The organism is Pseudomonas sp. BP01, from assembly GCF_022760795.1.
Taxonomy (GTDB): Bacteria; Pseudomonadota; Gammaproteobacteria; order Pseudomonadales; family Pseudomonadaceae; genus Aquipseudomonas; species Aquipseudomonas putida_Q.
In genome coordinates this window covers 56,442-69,713 of sequence record NZ_JAFBKA010000019.1, presented here as the reverse complement: position 1 = coordinate 69,713, position 13,272 = coordinate 56,442, and the positions used below count along the sequence as shown (strand labels likewise).

Genomic DNA, 13,272 nt, shown 5'->3' with positions numbered 1-13,272 from the left:
GCAAGGTCACTTCATGAACAAGAAAAACCGCCACCCCGCCGACGGCAAGCAGCCCATCACCATCTTCGGCCCGGACTTCCCCTTCGCCTTCGACGACTGGCTGGAACACCCCGCAGGCCTGGGCAGCATTCCAGCCGAGCGCCAGGGTGAAGAAGTGGCCATCGTGGGTGCCGGTATTGCCGGCCTGGTGGCCGCCTACGAGCTGATGAAGCTGGGCTTGAAGCCGGTGGTGTACGAGGCCTCCAAACTGGGTGGCCGGCTGCGTTCGCAAGCCTTCAACGGCACCGACGGGATCATCGCCGAACTTGGTGGCATGCGCTTCCCGGTGTCGTCCACCGCCTTCTACCACTATGTGGACAAGCTGGGCCTGGAAACCAAGCCCTTCCCCAACCCCTTGACCCCGGCCTCGGGCAGTACAGTGATCGACCTGGAAGGCCAGACCTACTACGCCGAAAAAACCACCGACCTGCCCAAGCTGTTCCACGAAGTGGCTGACGCCTGGGCCGATGCCCTGGAAAGCGGCGCCCAGTTCGCCGACATCCAGCAAGCCATCCGCGACCGGGATGTACCGCGCCTGAAAGAACTGTGGAACAAGCTGGTTCCCCTGTGGGATGACCGCACCTTCTACGATTTCGTCGCCACCTCGCGCTCGTTCGCCAAACTGAGCTTCCAGCACCGCGAAGTGTTCGGCCAGGTCGGCTTTGGCACCGGCGGTTGGGACTCGGACTTCCCCAACTCGATGCTGGAAATCTTCCGCGTGGTGATGACCAACTGCGACGACCACCAACACCTGGTCGTCGGCGGTGTGGAGCAGGTGCCGCAAGGTATCTGGCGCCATGTGCCGGAGCGCTGCGCCCACTGGCCGGAGGGCACCAGCCTGAGCGGCCTGCATGGCGGCGCGCCGCGCACCGGGGTCAAGCGCATTGCCCGTGCCGCCGATGGCCGCCTGGCGGTCACCGACAACTGGGGCGACACCCGGCACTACGGCGCCGTGCTCGCCACCTGCCAGACCTGGCTGCTGACCACCCAGATCGACTGCGAGGAATCGCTGTTCTCGCAGAAAATGTGGATGGCCCTGGACCGCACCCGCTACATGCAGTCGTCGAAGACATTCGTCATGGTCGACCGGCCGTTCTGGAAGGACAAGGATCCGCAAACCGGCCGCGACCTGATGAGCATGACCCTCACCGACCGTCTTACCCGCGGCACCTACCTGTTCGACAACGGCGACGACAAGCCGGGGGTGATCTGCCTGTCCTACGCCTGGATGAGCGACGCGCTGAAGATGCTGCCGCACCCGGTGGAAAAGCGCGTGCAACTGGCCCTGGATGCGCTGAAGAAGATCTACCCCAAGACCGATATCGCCGGGCACATCATCGGCGACCCGATCACCATATCCTGGGAGGCCGACCCGCACTTCCTCGGCGCCTTCAAGGGCGCACTGCCGGGCCACTACCGCTACAACCAGCGCATGTACGCGCACTTCATGCAGCAGGACATGCCCGCCGAGCAGCGCGGCATGTTCATCGCCGGTGACGACGTGTCGTGGACCCCGGCGTGGGTGGAAGGAGCAGTGCAAACGTCGCTGAATGCGGTGTGGGGTATCATGAACCACTTCGGTGGCCAGACCCACCCGGACAACCCCGGCCCGGGCGATGTGTTTGACGAGATCGGCCCGATCGCCCTGGCAGACTGATACAAGGAGGCACCATGCGGATTGCTCTGTTCCAGGGCGCCCCCCAGCCATTGGACGTGCCCGGCAACCTGCAACGGCTGCGCCACCAGGCGCAGCTGGCAGCCGATCGCGGCGCTCAGCTGCTGGTGTGCCCGGAAATGTTCCTGACCGGCTACAACATCGGCCTGGCCCAGGTCGAGCGGCTGGCCGAAGCCGACGATGGCCCGGCGGCGATGGACGTGGTGGAAATAGCCCAGGCGCACCGCATCGCGATCGTCTATGGCTACCCCGAGCGTGGTGATGATGGGGCGATCTACAACAGTGTGCAGTTGATCGACGCGCACGGGCGCAGCCTGAGCAACTACCGCAAGACCCACCTGTTCGGTGAGCTGGACCGCTCGATGTTCAGCCCAGGCCCAGACCACTTCCCGGTGGTGGAACTGGACGGCTGGAAAGTCGGCCTGCTGATCTGTTACGACATCGAGTTCCCGGAGAACGCCCGACGCCTGGCGCTGGACGGTGCCGAGCTGATCCTGGTGCCAACGGCGAACATGACCCCGTACGACTTCATCTGCCAGGTGACCGTGAGGGCGCGGGCGCAGGAAAACCAGTGCTATCTGGTGTATGCCAATTATTGCGGCTCGGAAGACGAGATCCAGTATTGCGGGCAGAGCAGCATCATCGGCCCGGATGGCAGCCTGCTGGCCATGGCCGGGCGGGATGAATGCCTGTTGCTGGCGGAACTGGAGCACGAGCGGGTGGTGCAGGGGCGGGAGGCATTTCCTTACCTGACAGACCTGCGCCAGGCGTTGCACCTGCGTAAACGCTGACGCCCCATTCGCGGGCTTGCCCGCTCCCACAGGATGCGTGTCAGTCTGCAAGCCACACCATACCTGTGGGAGCGGGCGCACCCGCGAAGAGGCCAGGCCTGCTCACACAAATGGGTTAGCATGAACACCTGCCCGGAGTTCCCATGCCTGACACCACCCGCCACCTCACCCTCGCCAACGGCCTGCAGCTGACCCTGCGCCACGCCCCGCGCCTGAAGCGCTCGGCCGCCGCATTGCGGGTGCACGCAGGCAGCCATGACGCTCCCGCCCAATGGCCCGGCCTGGCCCACTTCCTCGAACACCTTTTCTTCCTCGGCACCGCGCGGTTTCCCCTGGACGACGGCCTGATGCGCTACGTCCAGGCCCTCGGTGGCCAGGTCAACGCCAGCACCCGGGAACGCGCCACCGATTTTTTCTTCGAAGTACCGACCAATGCCTTGGCCGGGGGCCTTGAGCGCCTGTGCCAGATGCTGGCCGAACCGGACCTGGGCATCGAGCGCCAACGCCGCGAACGCGAAGTGATCCACGCCGAGTTCATTGCCTGGTCGCGCAACCCGCAGGCTCAGCAGCAGTTCGCCTTGCTGCAATCGGTGTCGCCAGGCCATCCGCTAGGCGCTTTTCACGCCGGTAACCGGCATACCTTGGCCTTGCAGAACCCTGCCTTCCAGCACGCCCTCGAAGGCTTTCACCAACGGTATTACCAGGGCGGCCAGATGACCCTGAGCCTGTGTGGCCCACAGTCGCTGGATGAACTGGAACAGCTGGGCAGGCAGCATGCCAGCCTGTTCGTAACGGGCACGCATGCGCCACAAACGCTGCCGCCACCACTGTCGCCACCGAACGCGCGCCTGGTGTTCACCCATGAAAAGCTCCCGGCAGGTACCGAGCAGGCCCTTGAGCTACTGATCAGTTGCCTGGACGACAACCGCCCAGGTACCTGGCTGCATGCGCTGCGCCAACGTGGCTGGCTGCAAAGCTTCAAGGCCGAGATGCTCTACAGCTTCGCCGGGCAGTTACTTTGGCACATCGACCTGCAGCTCAGCGCAAGCGCCAACACGGACGAAGCAGATGCCCTGCTGCAAGGTTGGTTCAGCTTCATCCGCCAGGCCGACCTTGAGCAGATGAACCACGCATTCGGCCTGCTGCAGCGCAGCCGCGAACGCAACGCCGGCGCGCTTGAATTGGCCCGACGGGACAGCACGGGCCAGCCGTTCGCCAACCTCGACGCGCAAGGCCTGCAAGCCCTCAGTTCACTGCTCAAGGGCCTGCCGGGCCAAGCGCATGGGCAGTGGCAACTGCCCCCGGTCGACCCCTTGCTGATGGCAGATTTACCCAATGCGCCCACGCAACCTCTACCGGAGGCCCTGAAGACCAGCAACCTGCTGCCTGGGACTCGTCAGTACGCCGCGCTTTACCTGCGCTGGCACGTGCCTTCGCCCTTGCGCCAGCGCTTGCAGGGCGTGCAGGAACAGGCGCTGGCGCCACTGCAGGAGCGCTGCGAGCGCGCGTCGGTGCAACTGCTGTTCAGTGCCGTTGGCGAATACTGGCAATTGCGCTGCGCCGGGCAACCGGCAGCTGTGCTTCGGGCAGTGGAGCAGGCCTTGGCCCTGATGCTCAAGCCAGCAACCAGTTGCTGGCAGCCCAGCACGGCGACGCCACCACCACTGATCCCGATCAGGGCCTTGCTCAAGCAACTGCCCGACGCGGTACTGGGCGCCCAACCCGCAAATGCGCCTGCCGGGATGCCGACGCAGTCGCAACTCGACAGCCTGTGGCAGCACGCCCACTGGCATGGCCTTGCCACGGGCTTCGACAATGCTGCTCTGGCCGCCTTGGGGGCTGCGTTGCTGCACTGCCCTGGGCAAGGCGCGTTGCCTGGTCCCCTGCCCACATGGGCCGGACACCGTTGGCAGCACGCCGACGTGCCGGGTAGTGAGCACGCATTGCTGCTGTTCTGCCCGCTACCTGGAGCCAGCGAAGCCAGCGGGCGGCTGCTCGCGCAACTGCTGCAAGGGCCGGTTTACCAACGGCTGCGGGTAGAGCTGCAACTGGGCTACGCGGTATTCAGTACCTTTCGTCAGGTCGAGGGCGTTGGCGGCCTCCTGTTCGGCGTGCAGTCGCCGCATACCCGTCAGGCGCAGATTCTCGAGCACCTGCTTGCCCTCCTGCGTCAAGGCATCACGCTGGATCCGGGCGCTCGCCTGGCCTTGGCGGGGCAGTTCGACGAGCCCGCCATGGCCAACGCCGAGGTTGCCGAATGGGCATGGCAGACACACTTGGCTACACAACCCGGCACGCTGGATGAGCTGCGCGGGGCTATCTTGAAGACGCGGCAGACGGATCTGGACCAGCTGCTGGGCACCCTGCTCGATAAGGATTGCCCTTGGCTCTGCTTGGCCAACGCTGCCGCGCCAGCCCTTGAATGGCAGTGAACAACCTCCGATTGTTACGCCAACTGCAACGGCCCTTTTCGAATAATTAACCTTTCGGTACAAATTTTTCTTGTAATATAGCGCAATCCCAGTTTCAGGGAACTGCCGGCCCATGGCGGTACCCAAGTAGTAGCTGAGCAACCCAACCCTCATTCGGAAGGAGTAATTCCATGTGGACCAAACCTGCTTACACTGACCTGCGTATCGGTTTCGAAGTCACCATGTACTTCGCAAGCCGCTAAGCCAGGCTTGCGCCTCAACGCCTCGGCCCGCCGGGGCGTTTTCGTTTTTACGACACGGTTTTTTGCATAGAGAGTGGCCATGTACATCCAGGTTCTCGGCTCCGCCGCCGGTGGCGGGTTCCCGCAGTGGAACTGCAACTGCGTCAACTGCAAGGGCTACCGTGACGGCACCCTGCGGGCCACGGCGCGCACCCAATCGTCCATCGCCCTGTCCGACGACGGCGTGCACTGGGTGCTATGCAATGCCTCGCCCGACATCCGCGCCCAGCTCCAGGCCTTTGCGCCTATGCAGCCGGCCCGGGCGCTGCGCGACACCGGCATCAACGCCATCGTCCTGCTGGACAGCCAGATCGACCACACCACCGGCCTGCTCAGCCTGCGTGAGGGATGCCCGCACCAGGTGTGGTGCACCGACATGGTCCACCAGGACCTCACCACCGGTTTCCCGCTGTTCAATATGCTCAGCCACTGGAACGGTGGCCTGCAGTGGAACCGCATCGAGCTGGAAGGCAGCTTCGTGATCGACGCCTGCCCAAACCTCAAGTTCACCCCGTTTCCGCTGCGTAGCGCCGCGCCGCCCTACTCCCCGCACCGCTTCGACCCGCACCCGGGCGATAACCTGGGTTTGATGGTCGAAGACACCCGCACCGGCGGCAAGCTGTTCTATGCCCCAGGCCTGGGCCAGGTAGACGAAAAGCTGCTGGCGATGATGCACGGTGCCGACTGCCTGCTGGTCGACGGCACCCTGTGGGAAGACGACGAAATGCAGCGCCGTGGCGTGGGCACCCGCACCGGCCGCGAGATGGGTCACCTGGCCCAGAACGGCCCTGGCGGCATGCTGGAAGTGCTCGACGGCTTCCCGCGCCAGCGCAAGGTACTTATCCACATCAACAACACCAACCCGATTCTCGATGAAGACTCCCCCGAGCGCGCCGAAGTCCTGCGCCGCGGTGTGGAAGTGGCCTTCGATGGCATGAGCATCGAGTTGTAACACCCAGATCGCACAAGCAATACAGTCCCCCTGTGGGAGCGGGTTCACCCGCGAAGAATCCAACACAGTGTATGGCACCGGCTTCGCCGGTGTTCGCGGGTAAACCCGCTCCCACAGGGATCGAGCCGAGACTCAGCTTTACAGGAGCCAGCCGAATGAGCGACGCACTGCCAATGTCCCCTGCCGAATTCGAGCAGGCCCTGCGCGCCAAGGGCGCCTACTACCACATCCATCACCCGTACCACGTGGCGATGTATCAGGGCCGCGCCACCCGTGAGCAGATCCAGGGCTGGGTAGCCAACCGCTTCTATTACCAGGTCAACATCCCGATGAAGGATGCCGCGATCCTGGCCAACTGCCCGGACCGCGAAGTGCGCCGCGAGTGGATCCAGCGCCTGCTCGACCACGACGGCGCACCCGGCGAGGACGGTGGCATCGAAGCCTGGCTGCGCCTGGGCCAGGCCGTCGGCCTCGACCCAGATCAGCTGCGCTCTCAGGAGCTGGTACTGCCCGGCGTGCGCTTTGCCGTGGACGCCTACGTCAACTTCGCCCGCCGCGCCAGCTGGCAGGAAGCGGCCAGCAGCTCGCTGACCGAACTGTTCGCCCCGCAAATCCACCAGTCGCGCCTGGACAGCTGGCCCCAGCACTACCCGTGGATCGACCCGGCCGGCTACGAGTACTTCCGCACCCGCCTGGGCCAGGCCCGGCGTGACGTGGAGCACGGCCTGGCGATTACCCTGCAGCACTACACCACCCGCGCGGGCCAGGAGCGTATGCTGGAGATCCTGCAGTTCAAGCTGGATATCCTCTGGAGCATGCTCGACGCCATGAGCATGGCCTACGAGTTGAACCGCCCTCCTTATCACTCCGTCACCCAGGACCGGGTGTGGCACAAGGGGATCACCCTATGAGTCTTGATCGCAAGCAGGTGCCGAACTGGCGCCCTGGCTACCGCTTCCAGTACGAGCCGGCGCAGAAGGGCCATGTATTGCTTTACCCCGAGGGCATGATCAAGCTCAACGAAAGCGCCAGCCTGATCGGTGGCCTGATCGACGGCCAGCGTGACGTGGCCGCAATCATCAGCGAACTCGAACAGCAATTCCCCGATGTCCCGGAAGTGGCCGATGACATCGAGCAGTTCATGGAGGTGGCCCGTGCCGAACACTGGATCGTCCTCGCCTGAAGTACCGCCTACGCCCGAGGTCGGCCTGCCGCTGTGGCTGCTGGCCGAGCTCACCTACCGCTGCCCGCTGCAGTGCCCGTACTGCTCCAACCCGCTGGACTTTGCCGCCCAGGGCCAGGAGCTGAGCACCGAACAGTGGTTCAAGGTGATGGCCGAAGCGCGGGAAATGGGCGCCGCGCAAATCGGCTTTTCCGGCGGTGAACCGCTGGTGCGCCAGGACCTTGCCGAGCTGATCGGCGAAGCCCGCCGCCTGGGTTACTACACCAACCTGATCACCTCGGGTATCGGCCTGACCGAAGCGCGCATTGCCGATTTCAAGAAGGCCGGCCTGGACCATATCCAGATCAGCTTCCAGGCCAGCGACGAGCAGGTCAACAACCTGCTGGCCGGCTCGAAGAAGGCCTTTGCGCAAAAGCTGGCGATGGCCCGAGCGGTAAAGGCCCACGGCTACCCGATGGTGCTCAACTTCGTCACCCATCGGCACAACATCGACAAGACCGACCGCATCATCGAGCTGTGCATTGCCCTGGAAGCCGACTTCGTCGAGCTCGCCACCTGCCAGTTCTACGGCTGGGCGCACCTCAATCGCCTGGGGCTGCTGCCAACCCGAGAGCAACTGGAGCGGGCCGAACGCATCACCAACGCGTACCGGGACAAGCTCAAGGCCGAGGGCAACCCGTGCAAGCTGATCTTCGTCACCCCGGACTACTACGAAGAGCGCCCCAAGGCCTGCATGAACGGCTGGGGCAACCTGTTCCTCACCATCACCCCGGACGGCACCGCGCTGCCCTGCCACGGTGCCCGCCAACTGCCGGTGCAGTTCCCCAATGTCCGCGACCACGACCTGCACCATATCTGGTATGAGTCGTTTGGCTTCAACCGCTTCCGTGGTTATGAGTGGATGCGCGAACCGTGCCGCTCGTGTGACGAAAAAGAAAAGGACTTCGGCGGCTGTCGCTGCCAGGCCTTCATGCTGACCGGCGATGCCAGCAACGCCGACCCTGTGTGCGCCAAGTCGGTCGACCACGGCATCATCCTCAAGGCCCGCGAGGAGGCGGAAACCGCCCAGCTCGCCATTGAACAGATGACCTTCCGCAATGATCGAAACTCCCGTGTCATCGCCCGCGGCTGAATTCAGCGCGGCCCGGGCAGTTGCCGCCGGTACCGACTTCGCCGAACTCAAAGTCAGTGCCGACGGGCTGTTCTGGGTCGAATTTCGCCCCGCCGACGGTGCTTGCCGTATCTGGCACTGGCTGTACCACCAGGCCCGCTGCCTGACCCCGGATGGCTTCAGCGTGCGCAGCCGGGTCTACGAGTATGGCGGTGGCAGCTTCTGCCTGGGTGGCGACGGGCTGGTGTTCGTCAACGAAAAGGACCAACAGGTCTACACCCAGCCGCTGGACGATTTGCCACCGCGTGCGCTGACCCAGGATGCCAGCTGCCGCTACGGCGATGTGCAGTGGCACGATGGTCAGGTGCTGGCCGTTGAGGAACGCCATGCCGAGCAGGTCGAGCATCGTCTGGTTGCGTTGGGTGACAGCAGCCGCGAGGTGCTGGCCGAGGGCGCCGATTTCTATGCCTCACCCACTGTGAGTGCCGATGGCCAACGCCTGGCATGGGTGGAATGGGACCGCCCGGCACAGCCCTGGACCCTGACCCGATTGATGTGCCGCGTACGCGACAGCAGTGGCCACTGGGGGCCCGCGCAGTGCGTGGCCAGCGATGATGAGTCGCTGCAACAGCCGCGCTTCGATGAAGAAGGCCGGCTCTACTGCCTGTCCGACCGCAACGGCTTCTGGCAGCCCTGGGGTGAAGTCGATGGCCACTGGCAGGCGCTGCCTGCGGAGCTTGCCGACCACGCGGCTGCGCCTTGGCAACTGGGCACCTGTACCTGGTTGGCGCTGGGGCCGCAAAGCTACCTGGCCAGCTGGTTCAAGGACGGTTTCGGGCAATTGGGGCTGCGTGCTGAAGATGGCCGCATGGCGCGTTACGCCAGTGCCTACACACGTTTCCGCAGCCTGGCCATGGACTGCGAGCACCTGTATGCCATTGCCGCCTCGCCCATCAGCCCGCCGGCAGTGATTGCCATTGACCGCCGCAACCACGAGGTCCGCGTGCTGGCCGGTGGTGCCGAGATGCTGCCGGCAGCGCAGATCAGCCTGCCGCAGCCGATCCACTATGGCAGTGACGGCGAGCAGGCCCATGGTTTCTTCTACCCGCCTGCGCAGTCGCAAGGCGCCGCTCCGCTGGTGGTGTTCATCCACGGCGGGCCGACGTCGGCCTGCTATCCAGTGCTGGACCCACGCATCCAGTACTGGACCCAACGCGGCTTTGCCGTGGCCGACCTGAACTACCGGGGCAGCACTGGCTATGGCCGGGAATACCGCCAGGCATTGCACCTGCGCTGGGGTGAGACTGATGTGGCCGATGCTTGCGCGGCGGTCGAATACCTGGCTGCTCAAGGCCTGGTCGACAAGCACAAGGCGTTCATCCGCGGCGGCAGCGCCGGTGGCTACACCACCCTGTGCGCCTTGGCGTTCCGTGACGTGTTCCGCGCCGGCGCCAGCCTGTACGGGGTCAGCGACCCGGTTGCCCTGGGCCGTGCCACCCACAAGTTCGAAGGGGATTACCTGGACTGGCTGATCGGCGACCCGCAGCAGGATGCCGAACGCTATCGCCAGCGCACGCCGCTGCTGCATGCAGGGCAGATCAAGGTCCCGGTGATTTTCTTTCAGGGTGAGCTGGATGCGGTGGTGGTGCCAGAGCAGACCCGCGCCATGCTGGCGGCGTTGCAGGCCAACGGGATCGAGGCTGAAGGGCACTTCTATGCGGGTGAGCGGCATGGGTTCCGCCAGGCTCAGAACCTGGCGCATGCGTTGGAAGAAGAGTGGAAATTCTATTGCCGGGTGTTGGAGGGCTGAGATTTTGGGGCCGCTTTGCGGCCCCAATGGCCTCACCGTTTGGCGATGATGTACACCGCGTGCACGATCCCCGGAATGTAACCCAGCAAGGTCAGCAGAATATTCAGCCAGAACGCCCCGCCAAACCCCACCTGCAGAAACACACCCAGCGGTGGCAGAAGAATGGCGATGATGATGCGAATAAAGTCCATGCGAGTCTCTCCTGAAGGGTTACATCAAAGACTAGCCGCCCGCCACAGAGGTTCCACAGGCAAAAAAAAACGCCCCGGGCCGAATGAAACAGGCCAGGGGCGATGCGCAGGAACGCCAGACGGTTCGTAGAATTCTCAGTCTTGCTATACCGCTAAGCCGGTACTTCGCGGCGGGCCTGCTGCTGGGCATGCAGGCGGGCAAAGGCGCGGGCCAGGCGCAACAGCATTTCATCGATGTTGCCCTTGCTCACGGTCAGCGCTGGCGACAAACGCACCACATCCGCTTGCGGTGCATTGAGCAGCAGGCCTTCGTGCAGGGCCGCTGCCACCAGCTCTTTGGCCAGGTTTTCTTTCAGTTGCAGGGCCCACAGCAGGCCTTGCCCGCGTACTTCACCCTGGCCATAGCGCCCAGCCAGGCGGCTCAGGCCTTCACGCAGGTGGCGGCCGTTATCCTGCACCTGGGCGAAGAAGCCAGGCTCCAGCACGGTGTCCAGCACAGCCAGGCCGGCGGCGCACATCAGCGCATTGCCGTGGTGGCTGCCTTCCAGTTCGCCAGGTTCGGCGCAGCATGCTGTGCCCCGGGCGAGCAAGGCAGCCAGTGGCACACCGCCGCCCAGGCCCTTGCCCAAGGTAATGATGTCGGCGCGCACGCCATACAGCTCCTCGGCCAGTAGCGCGCCACAGCGGCCAATACCGGTCTGCACTTCATCGAGGATCAGCAGGATGCCCAGTTCACGGCACAGCGTTTCCACACCTTTGAGGTACTCCTGCGTGGCGGGGATAACACCCGCCTCGCCCTGGATTGGCTCAAGCATGATGGCCACGGTGCGTGAGTCCACCGCGGCGTGCAGGGCGGCCAGGTCGTTGAACGGCACTTTGCTGAAGCCCGGCAGGCCAGGCTCGCAGCGGTTGCACGGCAACGGGTCGGACGCCGACAGCGCGCCCAGGCTGCGGCCGTGGCAGGCCTGGCTGGCAGTGATGATGTGGTAGGCGCCGTTGCGGTGCAGCTGGCCCCATTTGCGCGCCAGCTTGATCGCACCTTCACAGGCTTCCGCACCGCTGTTCAGCAAGTAGGCCTGCTCGCTGCCGGTACTCTGGCACAGGCGGTTCACCAACCCCAGCAGGCCACGGCTGTGGAAGCCCGAGCCCGGGTTGATCAGCGCCTGGGCCTGGTTGCCCAGCGCTTTTATCAGCACACTGGGGCTGTGGCCGAGGCTGTTGACCGCACCACCCTGGGTAAAGTCCAGGTAGGCATGCCCTTCGTTGTCCCACAACCACGAGCCCTGACCACGCACGAACACTTGCGCTGCACGTTCGGCGCTGGGCATCAGGCGATCACGCGACAACTCATCAGCCTGCGGCACCATCACCGGCGCACGCTTGGGCTCGGCGACAGCGGCAGGGGCCGAGCGGCGCAGGTTGAACAGGTTCATCAGGGCTCCAACCAATCACGGTAAAGGGCGGCTACGGTGCGGTCTTGGTGCCGACACTCGATATTTTGCCTTGCCTATCAAAAGTGTTTTTCATCCGGGGTAACAATCGGCCTAATGACCGCTGTAACCCGTTGGAATACGGCGATAGACTAGGCTTCGCGAGGGTTTTCGACCATTTCGTTTTTCCAGCATTTTCGATAAGTGTTACTTATGGATTTCCGCCAACTGCGTTATTTCGTCGCGGTGTACGAAGAAGGCCACGTAGGCCGTGCCGCCGAGCGACTGTCGCTTTCCCAGCCAGCGCTCTCCCAGCAGATCCGCCAGCTGGAACACAGCCTCGACCTGAGCCTGTTCGAGCGCAGCAACAAGCGCCTGCTGCCCACCCTGGCTGCCCACACCCTGTACAACCACGCCTTGCCATTGCTCGACGGCCTGCAACGCGCCCACGAGGCCATGCGCAATTTCAAGGGGCAATCGCTGCGCACCTTGGCGATCGGCGTATTGCAGACCGTGCGGCCCAGCCTGGTGCCGCAGTTGCTCGAACGGCTGCGCAAGGCTCAGCCGCACCTTGTGGTGCAGATCTACGAGTTGTCGGGGCTGGAGATCGAACGGCGGCTGCTCAACGGCAGCCTGGACATCGGCATCAGCTACCTGCCACCGCGCCAACCTGGGCTGCATGGCCTGCTGCTGTACGAAGACGAGCTGCAGCTGGTGATCCCCGATACCCACCCGCTGAAGGATTTCAAGAAGGTGTCCATCCGCCAGGCCGCCGAGTTACCCATGCTGATGCTGGGCGAAGAGTTCCAGATCCGCCAGATCTGGCAGGCGCAGCTGGCCAGCCAGGGGCGGCGGCCACACGTGCAGGCAGAGATGAACAACATGGCGGGGATTCTCGACAGCTTGGCGCACACCGCACTGGCCACCATCCTGCCGGGCCGGGCCAAAGAAGCCGCCGAGGATGATCAGGGCCTGCTGTGGAAGCCGTTGAGCGAGCCGCGGGTGCCGCTGAAGGTTGGCTTGGTGTTTCGCGATGCTCAGCGCCAGCAGGCCTCTGTGGAGCTACTGCGCACGCTGCTGGAGGAGGAGACGGACACCCGCCTGTTGGGGCCATCGCCGCTGGACGTGCTGGCCTGAAAAAACACACGCACAAAGAAAACCCCGCCGAAGCGGGGTTTTCCAGACTGTTTCCCTGTGACATCCGTATCGCCCCGCCATCCTGGCAGGTGGTCCTTCGTCGTCTTCCTTGATCTGTCCTTTGCGCTTCCTGCGCAACGTCCATGTGGTAAAGATTAACCGTGGATCCAATCTGAGAACAGTGGTGAAAAGTCACCACGTCGTGTAGGAAAAAGCTTACAAAGGGATTTATTCCCAGAC

12 protein-coding genes are annotated in these 13,272 nt (G+C 64.1%); 10 read left to right on the top strand and 2 right to left on the bottom strand.

Annotated elements, in window-relative coordinates:
• Positions 1-13: 13 nt before the first annotated feature.
• The 9 genes from JOY50_RS18030 (at position 14) to JOY50_RS17990 (ending at position 10,274) form a co-directional block, all read left to right on the top strand.
• Positions 14-1,696, top strand: a complete 1,683-nt coding sequence (locus JOY50_RS18030; RefSeq protein WP_132843037.1) for an NAD(P)/FAD-dependent oxidoreductase — start codon at positions 14-16, stop codon at positions 1,694-1,696.
• A 14-nt stretch (positions 1,697-1,710) separates the two neighbouring features.
• The gene (locus JOY50_RS18025; RefSeq protein WP_132843035.1) at positions 1,711-2,505 is read left to right on the top strand and encodes a carbon-nitrogen hydrolase family protein; all 795 of its coding nucleotides are present in this window, start codon (positions 1,711-1,713) and stop codon (positions 2,503-2,505) included.
• 143 nt (positions 2,506-2,648) lie between these two features.
• Positions 2,649-4,937, top strand: coding sequence for a pyrroloquinoline quinone biosynthesis protein PqqF (gene pqqF, locus JOY50_RS18020; RefSeq protein WP_243055596.1), 2,289 nt, complete (start codon positions 2,649-2,651; stop codon positions 4,935-4,937).
• A gap of 170 nt (positions 4,938-5,107) precedes the next feature.
• A complete protein-coding gene (gene pqqA / locus JOY50_RS18015) occupies positions 5,108-5,179 on the top strand; it encodes a pyrroloquinoline quinone precursor peptide PqqA (RefSeq protein ID WP_008365141.1) in 72 nt (23 codons plus the stop codon).
• Positions 5,180-5,258: 79 nt separating this feature from the next.
• A complete protein-coding gene (pqqB, locus tag JOY50_RS18010) occupies positions 5,259-6,170 on the top strand; it encodes a pyrroloquinoline quinone biosynthesis protein PqqB (RefSeq protein ID WP_063424396.1) in 912 nt (303 codons plus the stop codon).
• Between the two features lie 155 nt (positions 6,171-6,325).
• Positions 6,326-7,081: a pyrroloquinoline-quinone synthase PqqC gene (gene pqqC, locus JOY50_RS18005; protein ID WP_012270176.1), complete on the top strand. Its 756-nt coding sequence runs from the start codon at positions 6,326-6,328 to the stop codon at positions 7,079-7,081.
• Positions 7,078-7,353: a pyrroloquinoline quinone biosynthesis peptide chaperone PqqD gene (pqqD, locus tag JOY50_RS18000; protein WP_132843030.1), complete on the top strand. Its 276-nt coding sequence runs from the start codon at positions 7,078-7,080 to the stop codon at positions 7,351-7,353. The genes pqqC and pqqD overlap by 4 nt, the downstream gene beginning before the upstream one ends.
• Complete coding sequence (gene pqqE / locus JOY50_RS17995) at positions 7,325-8,485, top strand: pyrroloquinoline quinone biosynthesis protein PqqE (RefSeq protein ID WP_132843028.1); 1,161 nt, start codon at positions 7,325-7,327, stop codon at positions 8,483-8,485. Before pqqD ends, pqqE begins: the two co-directional genes overlap by 29 nt.
• Complete coding sequence (locus tag JOY50_RS17990; RefSeq protein WP_132843026.1) at positions 8,451-10,274, top strand: S9 family peptidase; 1,824 nt, start codon at positions 8,451-8,453, stop codon at positions 10,272-10,274. Before pqqE ends, JOY50_RS17990 begins: the two co-directional genes overlap by 35 nt.
• A gap of 32 nt (positions 10,275-10,306) precedes the next feature.
• Here the strand turns inward: JOY50_RS17990 and JOY50_RS17985 are convergent, their stop codons facing one another.
• Entirely contained in the window at positions 10,307-10,465 is a 159-nt protein-coding gene (locus JOY50_RS17985) for a YqaE/Pmp3 family membrane protein (protein WP_003177654.1), read from the bottom strand.
• A gap of 152 nt (positions 10,466-10,617) precedes the next feature.
• Positions 10,618-11,898, bottom strand: coding sequence for an aspartate aminotransferase family protein (locus tag JOY50_RS17980; protein WP_132843024.1), 1,281 nt, complete (start codon positions 11,896-11,898; stop codon positions 10,618-10,620).
• A 210-nt stretch (positions 11,899-12,108) separates the two neighbouring features.
• On the opposite strand from JOY50_RS17980, the gene JOY50_RS17975 reads away from it, so the two are divergent.
• Positions 12,109-13,032 (top strand): LysR family transcriptional regulator, encoded by a 924-nt coding sequence (locus tag JOY50_RS17975; protein ID WP_132843022.1) that lies wholly within the window; start codon positions 12,109-12,111, stop codon positions 13,030-13,032.
• Positions 13,033-13,272: the final 240 nt, after the last annotated feature.

Bases quoted from the DNA above. Each gene is read 5' to 3' on its own strand.
- pqqF (WP_243055596.1), top strand. From the start codon at position 2,649: ATGCCTGACACCACCCGCCACCTCACCCTCGCCAACGGCCTGCAGCTG.
- JOY50_RS17990 (WP_132843026.1), top strand. From the start codon at position 8,451: ATGATCGAAACTCCCGTGTCATCGCCCGCGGCTGAATTCAGCGCGGCC.
- JOY50_RS17975 (WP_132843022.1), top strand. From the start codon at position 12,109: ATGGATTTCCGCCAACTGCGTTATTTCGTCGCGGTGTACGAAGAAGGC.
- pqqD (WP_132843030.1), top strand. From the start codon at position 7,078: ATGAGTCTTGATCGCAAGCAGGTGCCGAACTGGCGCCCTGGCTACCGC.
- pqqB (WP_063424396.1), top strand. From the start codon at position 5,259: ATGTACATCCAGGTTCTCGGCTCCGCCGCCGGTGGCGGGTTCCCGCAG.
- JOY50_RS17985 (WP_003177654.1), bottom strand. From the start codon at position 10,465: ATGGACTTTATTCGCATCATCATCGCCATTCTTCTGCCACCGCTGGGT.
- JOY50_RS18030 (WP_132843037.1), top strand. From the start codon at position 14: ATGAACAAGAAAAACCGCCACCCCGCCGACGGCAAGCAGCCCATCACC.
- JOY50_RS18025 (WP_132843035.1), top strand. From the start codon at position 1,711: ATGCGGATTGCTCTGTTCCAGGGCGCCCCCCAGCCATTGGACGTGCCC.
- JOY50_RS17980 (WP_132843024.1), bottom strand. From the start codon at position 11,898: ATGAACCTGTTCAACCTGCGCCGCTCGGCCCCTGCCGCTGTCGCCGAG.
- pqqC (WP_012270176.1), top strand. From the start codon at position 6,326: ATGAGCGACGCACTGCCAATGTCCCCTGCCGAATTCGAGCAGGCCCTG.